Source organism: Anabaena sp. TISTR 8404 (genome assembly GCF_056847745.1).
In genome coordinates, this window is the sequence record NZ_CP180578.1 from 2,541,083 (window position 1) to 2,556,246 (window position 15,164).

Sequence of the window (15,164 nt, forward strand, 5' to 3'; positions counted from 1 at the left end):
TTTTCACCTTCCACGGGATACAAGGATTTTTTGCCCACGATTCCACTCCGGTTTAAACCTTACTTCGGGGCTAGTTCCCGCCCCCAAGGGGCTTGGTAAAGTCTATGTATGGTAGGAAAAAAGGTTGGAAAGTCTATTGGTATCAATTTTCTCTAAAGTAGCATTTGATATCGTAGCGATCGCCGCGTCAGCAGGAGGACTCACTGCCATATCTCAAGTTCTGGCTGGGTTACCTGCTGACTTTCCCTGTGCAATTGTCATAGTTCAGCATCTTGATCCGCGACTTCCTTCCTTGATGGCAGAGATTTTGAGTCGGCACACTCCCTTACTAGTAAAACAAGCACAACAAGGAGATAGCCTCACTCCTGGAAGCGTATACATTGCCCCACCAGATCATCATTTGTTGGTTAACCCTGATGGTACTCTTAGCTTAACTCAAACAAAGTTGGTAAATTTTGTTCGCCCATCCGCCGATTTACTGTTTGACTCAGTTGCAGCCAGTTATAAAAAACGAGCGATCGCCGTCGTCTTAACTGGAACTGGTCATGATGGAGTCATGGGAGTTCAAGCCATTAAACAAATGGGTGGTATAGTCATCGTGCAAGATCAGGCGACTTCAGAATTTTTTGGAATGCCCAAAGCAGCGATCGCCACAGGGGTAGTAGATTTTATCTTGCCACTGCCCACAATAGCTTCTGCTTTAATTAATTTGGTAAACAAAGATTAATTTTAACGTGAGTTCGGTATCAGCTGAAACATGATTTTATCGTTGGTAGAAACTCTTATTCCTTCGTATAACTAGCAGCAAAATCGTCTTCACTCGAACTGAGGTTAATTATATGTCGTTCAACTAATCACATTCTGACTCCAGACACTTAACAATACTTCTAACTTTTCACGTACATTTGTACCCTCATAACCAAGTTATATGTCGCAGTCTTTTTGGAAATCAGTATTACTGATTACTCCAGATAAGTTATTGTGACATTGTGCTTGTGAATACTTAATAGTTATGCCAAAGCCGCGTTTTGTCCGTTTCTTTCGCCATCTTAATTGGCGCACGCTCAAGAAAACCTTTGCTCGGACAATCGAACGACGACTATTAGGACTTGCTGCGGAGATTGCCTTCAATGCCATGTTGTCTTTATTCCCGGCTATTCTGGCTGTACTGACAGCCATCGGCTTGTTGGCAGAATCCTTACAAGACACCTTTAAACAGATGGCAGCTCTATTGAGTCAAGTTGCACCAGAAGAAGCGATGATTTTGATTCGTGATTTTGCCAGCCAAGAAATTGCCAACTCTAAAAATAGTAGTTTGTTTTCTCTCAGCTTTGCGATCGCTATTTGGACTGCTTCCGGCGCAATCAGTACAGCCATGACGGCTTTTGATCAAATCCATCAAATTCCCCAACAGAATACCCGTCCCTTCTGGAAAGCCAAATTGATTTCGTTAGGATTGACATCTGGTACTATTGTACTACTAGTGTTAGCTTCGTTCTTAGTCTTTGTGAGTGACTTAGTGTTAGCAATAGCAGTGTATCAGCACAGTTCTTTACTGTTTTTGCAGCACCTTTGGCAGTTATTACGCTGGCCTGTCAGTTTAGGTATTGTTGCCACCACCTTTAGTTTTGTTTATCGCTATGGGCCTAGTGTGTGGAATTCCGGCACACCAATCATGCCAGGGGCAACTTTAGCAGCTATTTTTTGGGCAATACTCTCAGCACTGTTTCGACTTTATGTAGCTAATTTTGGCAACTACAATAAAGTTTATGGTGCAGTCGGGACTGTGATAGTTTTAATGCTGTGGCTGTGGATGAGTGCTGCTGTTCTCCTTATAGGCGACCAATTAAACGTAATTGTTGGCGAAGATATGCGCTATCAGAAAGTAGAAAGCAAAGAAGCAGAGGAGCAGGAAAAAAATTTATAACTCACTCAACACTCAGCACTCAGCACTCATAAATTAAGTATTAGGACAAACTCTTGTCAAATTGCCAAGCAGCAGTAAAATATTGAACGGTTCAACTTCAAAGAAGCGATCGCTTGAATGCCTGATTCTTCCTCACAGTTTTCTAATATTGATCCTGACGCTAAAGCACCCTCCTTGAGGCGACTGCGCCAACTAAGTCGCGTATTGGATAAAGCTATTACTATCCCTGGCACAGAAATTAGTGTCGGTTTAGATCCACTGTTGGGGTTGCTGCCTGTTGGTGGTGATGTTTTAACCTTGATATTTTCCGGCTACATCATCTTAGAAGCCGCACGATTAGGTGCGCCTAAAGCTACTTTAGGCAGAATGATTTTGAATATCATCATTGATAGCTTGGTGGGTAGTTTACCTGTAGCTGGAGACTTATTTGATTTTGCTTGGAAATCAAACGAATATAATATCAAACTATTAGAAGAACATTTAAAAGTTCCCCGCAGTACACAAAAAACAGACACTGGGTTTGTGTTAGCTGTTTTATTTGGCTTAATATTGATAGGCATTGTTTTAATCACAATACCAGTATTATTAATTAGCACCCTGTGGCGAGCAGTAACTGGTGGTTAGATATTGAATTAGTAAAAGAATGAAAGATTGGTGGCAAACGACTTTTCCCAAAGGGCGGCAAAGCGTAATTATTACTGATGCTCAAGGATATCCTGTACAAATTGCTTATGGTGAAAAAGGTACAGGTAAGCCCTTAATTTTAATGCATGGTATGGGTAGCTGGAGCTATAACTGGCGTTATAGCATTGAACCACTAGCAAAATATTTTCGAGTCATTTGTTTTGATGCCAAAGGTTTTGGATTTTCCGAAAAACCTTGCCTACGTCGGGAACATGATGGGCATCAGGTTATTGAATTAGAAAGGATTATTCAAGAATTATGTGATGAACCTGCTGTCGTTGTGGCAGAATCTTTAGGCGGTTTAGTTGCTTTAGCCCTAGCCCAAGAAAAACCAGAATTAATAGCGCGGTTAGTAGTAGTTAATGTGCCGATTTTTGCCGAACGCTTACCCCATTGGGCAATGTCAATTCTGGCTCATACACCAATAGAAGTTTTGCAAACAATAGACTCATTGCGTTTAGCTTATTTAGTCGCACCTTTAGTTAGAGAAATTATGGCGATCGAGCGGCGCAGAGTGCTATTTGATCCATCAATTTTGTCAGAAGAAGATGTGTATTGGATCACTTATCCTTTTACAGAAATTCCGGGGACATTGGTGAAAGTTGCCGAAGATTTGCAACTAGCTGCGAGAGAAATTGAAAACTTGACTAGTAATAAACCTAATATGCTCACGAGAATTCAAAACAAGCTATCTAATATTGAATGTCCCACACTCATTTTATGGGGCGATAAAGATAGTTGGTTCCCTGCGACTCATGGCGAAAAACTACATCGATACATTGCCAATTCCAAGTTTCAAATTCTGCCTGACTGCTATCATGATGCTTCTACAGGTTCAGCAAAAGTCATCAATGCAGCTATTCTAGAATTTTTACAGGAAACAAATTTCGTTTAAAAGGATGTTTTCAGACAGTAGCTAATTATTACACTCTGAAGAGACAAAACCTGTTAATTTATCAGTCTGATAAAATACCAATGCGCTTTCGGTTGAGAAATTTTCCTAGTTAATCATCCAAGATCTAAAACTCTTCTGCCTCTTGTTATATATCATCTGCTAGATTCGGCGTGCTGAACAATTTCAGACAATATACCCATCCATGCAGAAGTAAGACAAGTAACTAAATGACAGTGAGCATTCAAAAAACAGCAAATTTCTTGGAACAGGTTCATCAATCAGAATCCAGACTTGAACTGAAAAACGAAGCCTGTCGTTCAAGATTCTTGGTTCATCCCTACTCCACGTCAAAAGTGTGTCTTTTTTTGCATGGCTTTACAGCAGCACCTTACCAATTTGAGCCACTTGGCAAAGCTTTTTTCAACAAAGGATACAATGTTCTGATTCCGCTACAACCCGGTCATGGTCTTGCAGGTGAGTGGAACAGTCAAACTCCACCGCCATTACCAACAGACATTCAGACTTACCAAAAGTTTGTACTTGAGTGGTTGGAAATTGCTAAAACATTAGGTGAACAAGTTGTAGTTGGTGGTTTATCAACGGGTGGAACCTTAGCAGCTTGGTTAGCTTTAGAACATCCCCAACTAATTGAACGTTCTTTATTGTTTACGCCTTTTTTAGGCAGCAGTAATGTATTATTTGATCAGCTGATTAAGACTTTGCCAATTTACTTTGAATGGTTCAACAAAGATGCACCTGGTAATTTTGGCTATAAAGGTTTTCGCATTCCTGCATTACGAATATTTTTGGAATTAGGCGAGAAGATTTTAGAACAGGCTCAAAAAAAAGTTGCTACACCTATTTTAATGGTGTGTAGTGAAGGCGATCGCGCTGTTAACCGCACTAAACAACGAGAATTGTTTAAAATGATTCTCAAGCATCAACCAAAATCTTGGTATTACTGCTTTGATGATTCGCTACATATCGAACATCGCATGATGACCAAACTGGAAGATAATGATTATGAAGAACTTGTCATTACCCTTGCCAGAGCATTTGTTAACAGTGATTTAACTTGGGTGCAGTTTCAGCAAATGGCAAACCGCATCGCCCAGGGTGAAACTTATGAACAAATCAAGCGAGAATTGCACCTGGATGGTCAAGCTTCCCAGCAATTATCTGCAATGATGACACAAAATTTTGGTTGCGATCGCCTCAAGTGTATCAATCCATCTCAAGCATAAACAACAGAAACTTACACCATCTCAAACTCTAACTGATGACTTTTAAGAAAATCATGGGTGAAATGATCTACAACATTTGTATCAGCAAGTTCTAAATTATAAAAATCTACAACATCATGATCAAAATAAGGCCCAGCGTGCCAAGTACCTTCGTTTAACTTAATAAAACAATTGCCTGGAATCCGAAAAGCCGCAAGTTCTTCTAATACTGGTTCATTTAATTCATTATGAGGAGGACACACTGCAATGAACCAATCTTTGCCTTCTAAAGAACCTAAGCATTGAGTACATTGCACATGACGAGTAATTTTATGAAACTTGCGTCCGCGCTTTTCTAGACGCATAATATAAAATCGTGGAATGCCATTTTGCAGATTTAATTGGGCATCTTCTACATCAAAAGCTTTACCATCTGTACTGGCAAAAATTACTTGTCCATAAGGACGAAAATTTGCTGGTGTGATTAATTCTGCTTGTAATTGTTGGACTGTTTGTGATGTAGTCATAATATTAAAAATTTACCATTCTAATTCTTTAGGAATAAGTGATTTAGGAATTAATGAAGCTTGTATTTCCTTATCGGAAAGTCTTGTATACCACCAAGCCCAAGCGATTAAAACTGCTTGCAAGGGCAATCTAATTGCTTGAAATAAAGGCGAATCTGAATATCTTTCTTTTGTCACTCTAGGCAGAGGAAAAAGAGAAAAACTCTGACCAAAGGGATAAAAATAGATGATTATGCAAGGTATTCATGATGCTAATCAAGTAAGAAAATCCTGTAGAAAGTTGAGGAATAGGAAATACCTTGAGCCAAGGTTTAATCAAATTGAAAAGGATGAAAGGTTGAACAATCAGACGTAAATTATTTAAAATATTCTTCCAACCATAATTTTCATCCCACAAGGGATGCTCCGCAAATATTTTGAGGATATAGCTATGAGATTCATGGAAGACACTTGAATGAAGGCTGACCATGAGATAGGTACTACAAACTATTTCCCACCACTTTTGAATGTCAGAATAATGGGTCAGCCGAAAATCTGCCCATCCGAGTTCATTTTTACTTTGTTTAAGTCCATATTCTACCCATGTTCGTAAACCGTAAAGATTACCAACTTCTGAATACTTAATATCTGGAACATGGGTCATTAAAAACCACGTTGAATTTTCAGGTAGCTTCTCCGTGTCCGTCGTGACTTGCCAATAACGAATATCGCGCCGCTTGCCGAAGATAATCTCTCTAATATATCGAACTTCTTGTTTACCATTCGAGAAAACACGGTTAAACTTTCGCCATCTGTTATACCTAATTCTTTGCCCTTTTGGCAGCCAAACTCCGTGATTACTACGTATAGCTACAACAAAATTGAGTTGTAATTGATTCAAAACACTAATAAAATTTCCATCACTTTCTCCATACAGGCTATCTGCCAAAACTAATTCAAATTTAAACCCCATTCCTTGCAGTTCTCTGATTAATTCTGCTGCGATTTCTGGCTTGGTTTTATATTTATCTCCTGGCTGCAATCTCTCTCTTGGTTTATAGATTTGAAATGTTAAAGGAAAGGTCATATCCTCAATTATGCCATAGGCTGTTACTACAACTATGCCATTTTCTATTTTGCCTAAGTTCCCAATATACTGCCTTTTCACATAGTCTGTAGTATGACCTTGTTTTTTGTCTCCAGTTTCATCAATTATTAGAATTAATGATCGCCCATTTAATACTCGTAGTATTAGTTCTAATCTTTGCTTCTTTAATGATTCTACTGACCACGGTGATTCTGTTAAAAAATGATGTAATGATTGCTGATTTTCTAATCCCACCACAAGAGCTATTTCTGGTAAAGATTTTCTTTTTATCTCCGATATCATTCCTAAATGTAGGTTTCGGAAATTTTCAAAACTTCTCACTTCTGGAAATAGGTTTTGGTAGATTGCACAATATTCGTCCACAAATTTTATGCTTGGTTTGGGGCTTCTTGGCTGTGTCATAGTCCCCTCCTGCCTTTCAGACCTCTTTTCTGATTTTACTCTTCCCGGAGTGACAAAAGAAAGATATGGTATGGTTTCAATTTTAATATGATTAACTGCCATGTTGATATTGGCAGGGAAAACAGCAATAAACAGCAAAACTAGTCCCCAAGCCGCAGCTTGACTTACAGGCGGAACTAATAAGCCAATACCACCTAAAATTTCATAAAAGCCACTGAGATAGACTAATCCTAATGGGTAAGGAAGTTGTGGCGGCATAATTTTGACGTAAGGTTGTGGTACAGCAAAGTGTGTAATGCCAACTATGATGATTGATACTGCCAAGATGACACGAAAGAGTTCCTTACGTTTGTTCATGGTTTCGCCTGATTTTAAACTTGCGCTTACCACTTCAGGTTGCTGATTTTCAGGTGAGTTTGTCTTCAATCGACAGAAAGAAACTGATTAGTTAGATTTTAAAACTTGCGATCGCTCCTGTATCCAATCTTATAAAATTCCATTGACTAAAGGCTAAAGTGAGCGGCGGCAGATATGACTGAAACGAGGCGCGAAGACTCTCTACCGTCCCATCCACTGTGTTGTTAGCCTGTGCTGCGTCAAGTTAGATCGGCATTTACAATTCATCAATTGTCACCAACCCGCCCTCTGTAAACTGAATCACAAGTTCCTGCTCATCCAGCAAAGCAGTTCCAAGCAAAGGTCGTCTTCCTGTAGCAATGACAAGGACTTCTCGTTCTTCACCATTCCAAAGAACAGTCGCCTCATAAATTGGAAGCAACACTTCACTGTTATCCGCCAAATTTGCAGGCGTATCGTGCCTAAATGTTAAACCCATCAATGAAACCGCTTCCGAAGGAAGACAGAGTTCCCCAGTGAAACCTGTATCTATGACAAACTCAATCGGTATGCTTGAACCGTTCCGAAGCAGAAAGGTAAGTGCGACAGTAGCGTGTCTATCTGTCACAATTCCAGCAATCACTTGTGAACACGCTCCATGACCCCACCAAATGAGACAGCAACGTTGTAGCCAATGCGAATACCAAAGAGTCGGGCGTTGGGGTGCTTTTTGCTGAGGTTACGGGATGCTTGCAGCCCAGTCTGATCAACTTCATAATCCCCTGTTTCAATGTCGATGATGACCATCTTACCTATGTTTTCGTCAGTTTCGACCTTTTGACGAATTCCACCCTCGTACAGTTGCTTTGCCCGACGCGCAACTTCTTCGCGGCTTAAAAGAATGGCTTGCATACGCTCGCTCCAAGTCGTTACGCCAACTCTTTGAACCCCTCCATAATATCTTACAAACAAATCGCCTGTTAGTTAGATTTTAAAATCTGTGATTGTTCCCTGATCCAATATTGTAAAATTCCATTAACTAACGCCCAAACTCAAAATCTAAACCGTTAGAGCTTCTCAAAATTTGTCCAGGTTCTACCAAAATCTTCGAGTATTGGATTGGAACAGACAACAGTTAGATAGCTTCCCTTTGTGTGTCGTTTTAACCGACTCATTGCAACATAAACAGACTCAAGATCTGTATCTTCAGAAATAGCAATGACCATATAGCGAGCTTCCCATCCCTTAAAACTATGGATTGTACAAGCTTTGATTCGAGCGTCACCCATAAAAAATGCCATCTTTCGGCTCTTCTGTTCTTGTTGATCTGCATCAAAGATATGAATGACATTGAATTTTTGTTCGTTGAGAAGTGATACACAGGTTAGCCCCAACTTATGAGTTGGAAGCAGAAGAACAATATCTGGGTAAGCTATAATACTAGGAGTTGCTAAACCAGGCATTTTAAGTGCAGCAATGACACACTCTCTTGCTATTGACTGAGAAGAGCCAAGTTGCAGCCAACTTAAGTGAGTAGGATATAAATCTAATTCAGATACTTGTGCTTTTGGCAAGTTAAGTTTCAAGTTAGGTAAGTACCTGTTTGCAAAGTCTCTCAAGTACTTAATAAGTGAATGAGGCATTCGGTAGCATGTCTCTAGTTGTACCCAGGGGCCGCTAAATCCTGCACCATTCATAGCATCTTCTGTCCAACTCCTAGCTCGTTCGTAGAGATCTTGAGTCTCATCAGCAACTAGTATCATTTCACCGCCTGCCTTCAGGACTCGTCGCAGCGTGTTCCACCACATAGGGTTGTAGTCCTGTCCTTCATCAACCAGAATGGCATCATATTTGGTAATTTGTGTTCCTGCAATGTCAATCGCCTTATTAGTTAATTGAACAATCTCAGTTTCTAGCACTTCAAAAATATCTGGATTTCCTTGCCAAAGTGCGTTGTACTCATTATTGAGACCTGCCTCATTACAGATGACTTGTTTACACCATTCATGAAAGTGGAGCCATGTAATGTAACGATTAATTGTCTTACCTGGCAGCGGATAGCGGACTGCTAAATCTCGGAGATAATGCCATAACGTAATGTTGAATGATACTACTAAAGTGTCTTTACGTTCAATCGATAACTGAGCGGCTCTTGCTGCTAGTACCAATGATTTACCTGAACCAGCAGCACCACGAATACGCCGATACCCAGATCTCGTGCGGCTTGTTGCTAGTTGTCTTTGTTTAGGATTAAGCTCCAGAGGTTGCCGCTGATTAGCTGAGAAATCTGGCTCAACTAACCAACCTCGCAAAGATTTAGCAAGTTCAGGCTTCATGAATTTAGAACTGCGCCATCTTGCGGTAGGAAAAACAGTTTCTAAGTCATTTGATAGGAGAGCATCGCTCCCTGCCAGTGGGTAGTAAGGTTTGGCTTTCCCAAGGAGGTTCCGCGCTTGATAGAAAGGAAAAAATAACTCTTCTAGAGTTATAGTATCTGCGGTTGTCACGATCACTCCAGCCGTAATCAAGGAAAGATAGGCAGTCGATTGATCAGTGCAATTATTATTAATTTGTGGGCAGTATAAGTTAGCAATGCTGTTCTTATAAAGAAGAACCTTTTCAATAGGATTGTCTTTGAGCCGAAAATCTTTTCCATCTTTCGATGTTGCCCATAGCTCTGGGCTATTAGATTCAGACGATGAGTACCTTACATGATAAGGCATTGCCGTTAAATCCCAGTCTTTAACCTCAAAAACAGCGATGCCAACCTTCGGATTCAAGAGAACGAAATCTGGACGTAAGCCATTCAGGTGAGGCTGAATGTAGATCTCCCAATCTTCTGAAAGATTCTTATTGAAGAACTGAAAGACTCTTTTCTCTCCTACCGTTAGAGGAGTTCTGAGATTATCTAGTTCATGCGGTGAAGGGGAAATAAATCGATTTGTCATTAAGGTCTAACAACACTTAGATAGATTGAGACCAAGGGAAATCCGAATATACGGGAACTTTCTTTTTTACACTCTTACCTGTATATTATACTGAATTTTTTCGTATAACTATTCTTACCAACAAAGATAGAATCAGAACCGCATCTGATGCCGATCGCCTGTTAGTTGGATTTTAAAACTTGCGATCGCTCACCTATCCAATCTTGTAAAATCGGATTGACTAGCTCTGGTGCTTCATCTTGGGGGCAATGTCCTACTCCTTCTAAAGGAATGAATTTCTGCACTGACGAGTAGTTAGCTAATTCTCGCCCTAAATTTACTGGTTCCCAAGGGTCTGCTGTTCCCCATAAAATAATCGCTGGACAAGGTAGTTGTGGAAGTAAGTCTTCTGGTAAAGGCCCTGTGGAATAAGAAGTAAATGCCAAAAACACAGCCACTGCACCAGGATCTTTTGCTGGCGCTGTGAGAATATCGACTAACTCATCTGTAACTGTCTCTGCATTGGCGTAAGCTTGCAGTAAAATTTTTCGTACTGTTTTTGGTTTGGCAACTTGATTAAAAAAGAATTGCCCAATTGGTTTGACAGATAAGACACGTTGTAAAAGTGGCGCACCAACACGACGAGTCCAAGGCAGGGTTTCTCGTTTGCGATCGTGCAATAATCTCAAAGAGCAGTTGATTAAGGCTACTCCCAAGGCGATGTCTGGGAAACTGACTGCGGCTTGCATGGCTACAATACAGCCGATGGAATTTCCTACTAAAAAAGCTGGCTCACCAACGACTTCACGGCAAAAGTCTGCTACTTGCTGTCCCCACATTTCTAAGGTGTAAGCAATTTTTTCACCTGGCTGAGGTTTAGCAGAACTACCGAAGCCAAGCAAATCTATGGCATAAACACGACAAGTCTCTGCTAATACTGGTATATTTTTCCGCCAGTGCCACCATGAAGCCCCAAATCCATGTACTAAAACAACGGCTGGCCCGGCAGTTCCTTGAGTTTGATAGCAAATCGGGAACCCTTGCCACATCCAAGTTTGTGCTGTAAGTGCAGTTGTAGAAGTCGTCATCTGAATTTTTATTTACTAAATTTAATAATTTGTAACATTTTTGCTAATCTATCTTAAATTGTAGAAGCATCTTGTAAAGATTGTACAAAAAAGAAATAAAAAATAAGATAAAATAGTAACTATAATTACTTAAATTTAAGTAAATAAACTGAGCTATTTTAGTTGGTAATAGCTGAAAAACTAGCTAAATAGGTATATACGATAATTACTCCTAGGAAATGTGATGTCATATATTTATCAACGGAGCGATATTCAGTAGTTTTACAATTTACGGTTTCTCTGCTGATCTCTACAATCGTTTGATATCGAGCAACGGCGATAAGGTAGTTGGCACTAAAAAAGTGACGCTAAATTTCACCTAAATTTTTGTTCTAGTTCCTTCTGGTTCACGGAAATGACTATACTAGAAACAATTTATACTTCTGTTGGTGGCTATGCCCCAGATTTTGAACTGCCAGGAATTGATACGCGAGTACACCATCTCAGCCGTTATCTAGACAAATTCCATGCAGTTGGCGTTGTTTTTATGTGCAACTCCTGTCCGTATGTCAGCTTATATTTAGACAAGCTCAAAAAGATTCAAGCGGAATTTGCTGGTAGCGGCTTTACGCTAATTGGGATGAATGGCTGTGATGCTAATAAGTACCCTACAGAAAGCTTTGAAAATATGAAAGCTTTTGCCGAGCATCACCGCTTGAACTTTCCTTACCTCTGGGATTCTACTCAAGACGTAACCAGGAGTTTTGGCGCGATTAAAACTCCAATGGCTTTTTTAATAGATAGTAACGGAATGGTGCTTTATAAGGGTAAAATTGACAGTGACCCGCAAGTACCATCATCTGCAAGAGAAGATTATTTACGAAATGCGATCGCCGCTTTATTTAAAAATCAAGCAATTAACCCTCAAGAAACAGAACCAGTAGGAACCAGTTTGATTTGGCGCAACTAGACATAGATAGTCATTGTGCTGCTATCTTAAATTGGAGGCAATTGCAACTTTTTCGATAAAGCGTAACTTCATGGGAACGAATTACCGACGGGTTTTACTTAAACTAAGCGGTGAAGCCTTAATGGGCAACATGGGCTATGGAATTGATCCGGAAGTGGTCAAAGAAATAGCACAAGAAGTAGCAGAGGTGATAGCCACTGGCGTTCAAATCGCCATAGTCGTTGGCGGCGGCAATATTTTTCGTGGCGTAAAAGCGGCATCGGCGGGGATGGATAGAGCAACCGCTGACTACATCGGCATGATTGCCACGGTAATGAATGCCATGACGCTGCAAGATTCGCTAGAACGAATAGGAGTACAGACGCGCGTACAGACTGCGATCGCCATGCAAGAGTTAGCAGAACCGTATATTCGTCGTCGTGCCATCCGTCATCTTGAAAAAGGGCGGGTGGTAATTTTTGGTGCTGGTTCTGGAAATCCTTTCTTTACCACAGATACCACTGCGGCGCTCAGAGCGGCAGAAATTGATGCGGAAGTGATTTTCAAAGCCACCAAAGTAGATGGCGTGTACGATGCTGACCCCCAAATACATCCTAATGCCAAACGTTTTACAAGCCTCACCTATGCTCACGTTTTGGCTCACGATTTGCGGGTAATGGATAGTACTGCGATTGCCTTGTGTAAAGAAAACAACATCCCAATTCTTGTATTTGACCTAACGGTGCGAGGTAATATCCGCCGAGCAGTCATGGGAGAATCAATCGGCACCCTTGTGGGAGGTTCTTGTGAAATTAGCTGAAGCTGAGAGTACGATGCAAAAAACCGTTGAGGCAACTCAACGCGCATTTAATACAATTCGCACTGGTCGCGCCAATGCCAGTCTATTAGATAAGGTAACAGTAGATTACTACGGTACACCAACACCCTTAAAATCACTGGCAAATATTAGCACGCCAGATGCCACAACAATCCTGATTCAGCCTTACGATAAAAGCAGTTTAAACTCTGTTGAGAAGGCTATTTCCCTTTCTGATGTGGGTTTAACCCCCAGTAACGACGGTTCAGTTATTCGGCTGAATATTCCGCCATTAACAAGCGATCGCCGGAAAGAATTCGTTAAACTTGCTGCTAAGTATGCTGAAGAAGGTCGTGTTGCTATTCGTAACATCCGCCGTGATGCTTTAGACTCTATTCGTAAGCAGGAGAAAGCCTCAGAAATTTCTGAGGACGAAGCAAAAGACCAACAAGATAAACTGCAAAAACTAACAGACAAGTACACTGCTAAAATTAACGATTTGTTAGCAGAAAAAGAAAAAGACATCACAACTGTCTAAAGTATGAAGTGTGAAGTGTGAAGTATGAATGTTTAGAATTCATAATTTCACTAAAGAAGTATGAAGTGTAAAGGATAAATTTCATACTTCTGACTTCATACTTCAGCTTTTTTTGATAGCCGTGTTTGCTAATGTAGGGCTATTGGGGTTTATGGTCAGCCCAAGAGGTTAACATGGCTCACTTAGATATGCGTCGCCCCCAAAATATTAATGGCGATTTTTATGTAGATACTACTTGTATTGATTGTGATACCTGTCGTTGGATGAGTCCAGAAGTTTTTTCGCGTGTTGATGAACAGTCGGCAGTTTATCACCAACCAAGCAATGCAGCAGAAAGATTAACAGCACTTCAAGCACTTTTATCTTGCCCTACAAGTTCGATTGGTACAGTTGCAAAACCCAAAGATATCAAAGATGCTCAAGAGACTTTTCCAATTTTAGTAGAAGAAAATGTTTACCATTGTGGCTACCACTCAGAAAAATCTTACGCCGCTGCTAGTTATTTTATTCAATTAGAAGAAGGTAATATTTTGGTGGATTCTCCTCGATTTACACCGCCTTTAGTTAAGCAACTAGAAGAGATGGGGGGAATTCGTTATATGTATTTAACTCATCAAGATGATGTTGCAGATCATCAAAAATTTGCTGAACATTTTCAATGTGAAAGAATTCTTCATGCTGATGATATTTCTAGTGGAACTCGCAATGTAGAAATTCAGCTAACAGGTTTAGAGCCATTTAGGTTAACTTCAGATGTGTTAATTATTCCAGTTCCTGGACATACCAAAGGACATACAGTTTTACTGTACAAAAATAAGTTTTTATTTACAGGTGACCATCTCGCTTGGTCAGAAAGTAGACATCAATTAGCGGCGTTTCGTGACTACTGTTGGTATTCTTTTTCAGAACAAATTAAATCAATGCGGAATTTGGCTAATTATGACTTTGAGTGGGTTTTACCAGGTCATGGGCGGAGATTTCACGCAGATATTAATACTATGCGTCAACAAATGCACAAGTGTATTGATTTGATGGAAAGGCTTTGATTCTCAATAATTTAGATCCCCGACTTCTTGAAGAAGTCGGGGATCTTGTTGTTCATGAATGATTTATGATTGCTATATTATCTATTTGTATTTTCATCTACGCTATCTGTGCTTCTTTTAGCGGTATCTGGGTAAACTGAACCCCATTGTTTTACAGCTTCTGCTGATTCTTTAGCAATTCTTTGAGTGCGTTTACCAGGAGCATCTTCAGTTTGACGAGCTTCTCTATTCCACTCACCTGTAGTTTTTGGTCGATCAGCATTATCCTGATGTACTACTCTATCAAGCTCTCTGGTTACTGCTTTGGTATTACCACGCTCAATATTAGCATTGGTTGTCAGCACTAAAAATCCAACTAGTACTACAGCCACAAACCGCTTGACTTGAAGTTTATTAAGCAGAGAACTGATGTGAGAAAATGCCTTAGAAATTAAGTTTATCATGACCAGACTGTACTCCATTATCTTTACGTTTTTGGAGCTAATTGGCTGGATTAAAATACAGGTTAGCGATGAAATTTAGCCAAAATTTAACCTATTTTTGAACCAATTAGCTTTATCCAAGACATATCAAGGCTATCTGTAACAAAGGGAAACATTCCTCTAGCAGAAGTCAGAGCTTACTGCTCGCCAAGAGAAGCATATTGAATCCTGTACAGTCCGAAACTGGAATTGCTTGGTTAATTAAACCTCTATCTGAAGTGCGATCGCAAATACGAAAATACCCTTCATCTAAAATG

At 40.1% G+C, this 15,164-nt stretch carries 16 protein-coding genes and 2 pseudogenes; 9 read left to right on the forward strand and 9 right to left on the reverse strand.

The window, feature by feature from the left end; all coding sequences use genetic code 11:
• Positions 1 to 136 precede the first annotated feature (136 nt).
• From ACMX3D_RS10990 to ACMX3D_RS11010, 5 genes are all read left to right on the forward strand, one after another.
• Positions 137 to 727, forward strand: coding sequence for a chemotaxis protein CheB (locus tag ACMX3D_RS10990; protein WP_482751452.1), 591 nt, complete (start codon positions 137 to 139; stop codon positions 725 to 727).
• A gap of 285 nt (positions 728 to 1,012) precedes the next feature.
• Complete coding sequence (locus ACMX3D_RS10995; RefSeq protein WP_482751453.1) at positions 1,013 to 1,927, forward strand: YihY/virulence factor BrkB family protein; 915 nt, start codon at positions 1,013 to 1,015, stop codon at positions 1,925 to 1,927.
• Between the two features lie 117 nt (positions 1,928 to 2,044).
• Positions 2,045 to 2,551 carry a DUF4112 domain-containing protein gene (locus ACMX3D_RS11000; protein ID WP_482751454.1) on the forward strand — a complete coding sequence of 169 codons (507 nt, stop codon included), beginning with the start codon at positions 2,045 to 2,047 and terminating at the stop codon, positions 2,549 to 2,551.
• A 19-nt stretch (positions 2,552 to 2,570) separates the two neighbouring features.
• Positions 2,571 to 3,506 (forward strand): alpha/beta fold hydrolase, encoded by a 936-nt coding sequence (locus ACMX3D_RS11005; RefSeq protein WP_482751455.1) that lies wholly within the window; start codon positions 2,571 to 2,573, stop codon positions 3,504 to 3,506.
• A gap of 227 nt (positions 3,507 to 3,733) precedes the next feature.
• A complete protein-coding gene (locus ACMX3D_RS11010) occupies positions 3,734 to 4,750 on the forward strand; it encodes an alpha/beta hydrolase (protein WP_482751456.1) in 1,017 nt (338 codons plus the stop codon).
• Between the two features lie 11 nt (positions 4,751 to 4,761).
• Here ACMX3D_RS11010 and ACMX3D_RS11015 read toward each other — a convergent pair whose 3' ends face one another.
• The 8 genes and pseudogenes from ACMX3D_RS11015 to ACMX3D_RS11050 all read right to left on the reverse strand — a co-directional run bounded on the left by ACMX3D_RS11015 (position 4,762) and on the right by ACMX3D_RS11050 (position 11,096).
• Entirely contained in the window at positions 4,762 to 5,256 is a 495-nt protein-coding gene (locus ACMX3D_RS11015) for an ureidoglycolate lyase (protein ID WP_482751457.1), read from the reverse strand.
• 12 nt (positions 5,257 to 5,268) lie between these two features.
• Positions 5,269 to 5,418, reverse strand: a pseudogene (locus tag ACMX3D_RS11020) (DoxX family protein); the annotation flags it as partial.
• A 16-nt stretch (positions 5,419 to 5,434) separates the two neighbouring features.
• Positions 5,435 to 6,745 carry an IS701 family transposase gene (locus ACMX3D_RS11025; protein WP_482748684.1) on the reverse strand — a complete coding sequence of 437 codons (1,311 nt, stop codon included), beginning with the start codon at positions 6,743 to 6,745 and terminating at the stop codon, positions 5,435 to 5,437.
• Positions 6,746 to 6,922: 177 nt separating this feature from the next.
• Positions 6,923 to 7,102: pseudogene (locus tag ACMX3D_RS11030) on the reverse strand (DoxX family protein); the annotation flags it as partial.
• A gap of 256 nt (positions 7,103 to 7,358) precedes the next feature.
• Entirely contained in the window at positions 7,359 to 7,724 is a 366-nt protein-coding gene (locus ACMX3D_RS11035; RefSeq protein WP_482751458.1) for a clan AA aspartic protease, read from the reverse strand.
• A complete protein-coding gene (locus tag ACMX3D_RS11040) occupies positions 7,721 to 7,993 on the reverse strand; it encodes a hypothetical protein (RefSeq protein ID WP_482751459.1) in 273 nt (90 codons plus the stop codon). The genes ACMX3D_RS11035 and ACMX3D_RS11040 overlap by 4 nt, the downstream gene beginning before the upstream one ends.
• Positions 7,994 to 8,148: 155 nt before the next feature.
• Entirely contained in the window at positions 8,149 to 10,029 is a 1,881-nt protein-coding gene (locus ACMX3D_RS11045) for a nuclease-related domain-containing DEAD/DEAH box helicase (protein ID WP_482751460.1), read from the reverse strand.
• Positions 10,030 to 10,190: 161 nt separating this feature from the next.
• Complete coding sequence (locus ACMX3D_RS11050) at positions 10,191 to 11,096, reverse strand: alpha/beta fold hydrolase (protein ID WP_482751461.1); 906 nt, start codon at positions 11,094 to 11,096, stop codon at positions 10,191 to 10,193.
• 394 nt (positions 11,097 to 11,490) lie between these two features.
• Between ACMX3D_RS11050 and ACMX3D_RS11055 the strand changes: the two genes are divergently transcribed.
• From ACMX3D_RS11055 to ACMX3D_RS11070, 4 genes are all read left to right on the forward strand, one after another.
• Positions 11,491 to 12,045: a thioredoxin family protein gene (locus tag ACMX3D_RS11055; RefSeq protein WP_482751462.1), complete on the forward strand. Its 555-nt coding sequence runs from the start codon at positions 11,491 to 11,493 to the stop codon at positions 12,043 to 12,045.
• 70 nt (positions 12,046 to 12,115) lie between these two features.
• Positions 12,116 to 12,844, forward strand: coding sequence for a UMP kinase (gene pyrH / locus ACMX3D_RS11060; RefSeq protein ID WP_482751463.1), 729 nt, complete (start codon positions 12,116 to 12,118; stop codon positions 12,842 to 12,844).
• Positions 12,831 to 13,379: a ribosome recycling factor gene (frr, locus tag ACMX3D_RS11065; RefSeq protein ID WP_482751464.1), complete on the forward strand. Its 549-nt coding sequence runs from the start codon at positions 12,831 to 12,833 to the stop codon at positions 13,377 to 13,379. The genes pyrH and frr overlap by 14 nt, the downstream gene beginning before the upstream one ends.
• Before the next feature lie 173 nt (positions 13,380 to 13,552).
• On the forward strand, positions 13,553 to 14,425 hold the full coding sequence (locus tag ACMX3D_RS11070) for an MBL fold metallo-hydrolase (protein WP_482751465.1): 873 nt from the start codon (positions 13,553 to 13,555) through the stop codon (positions 14,423 to 14,425).
• Positions 14,426 to 14,502: 77 nt separating this feature from the next.
• Here the strand turns inward: ACMX3D_RS11070 and ACMX3D_RS11075 are convergent, their stop codons facing one another.
• The gene (locus ACMX3D_RS11075) at positions 14,503 to 14,868 is read right to left on the reverse strand and encodes a hypothetical protein (protein WP_482751466.1); all 366 of its coding nucleotides are present in this window, start codon (positions 14,866 to 14,868) and stop codon (positions 14,503 to 14,505) included.
• Between the last annotated feature and the right edge of the window lie 296 nt (positions 14,869 to 15,164).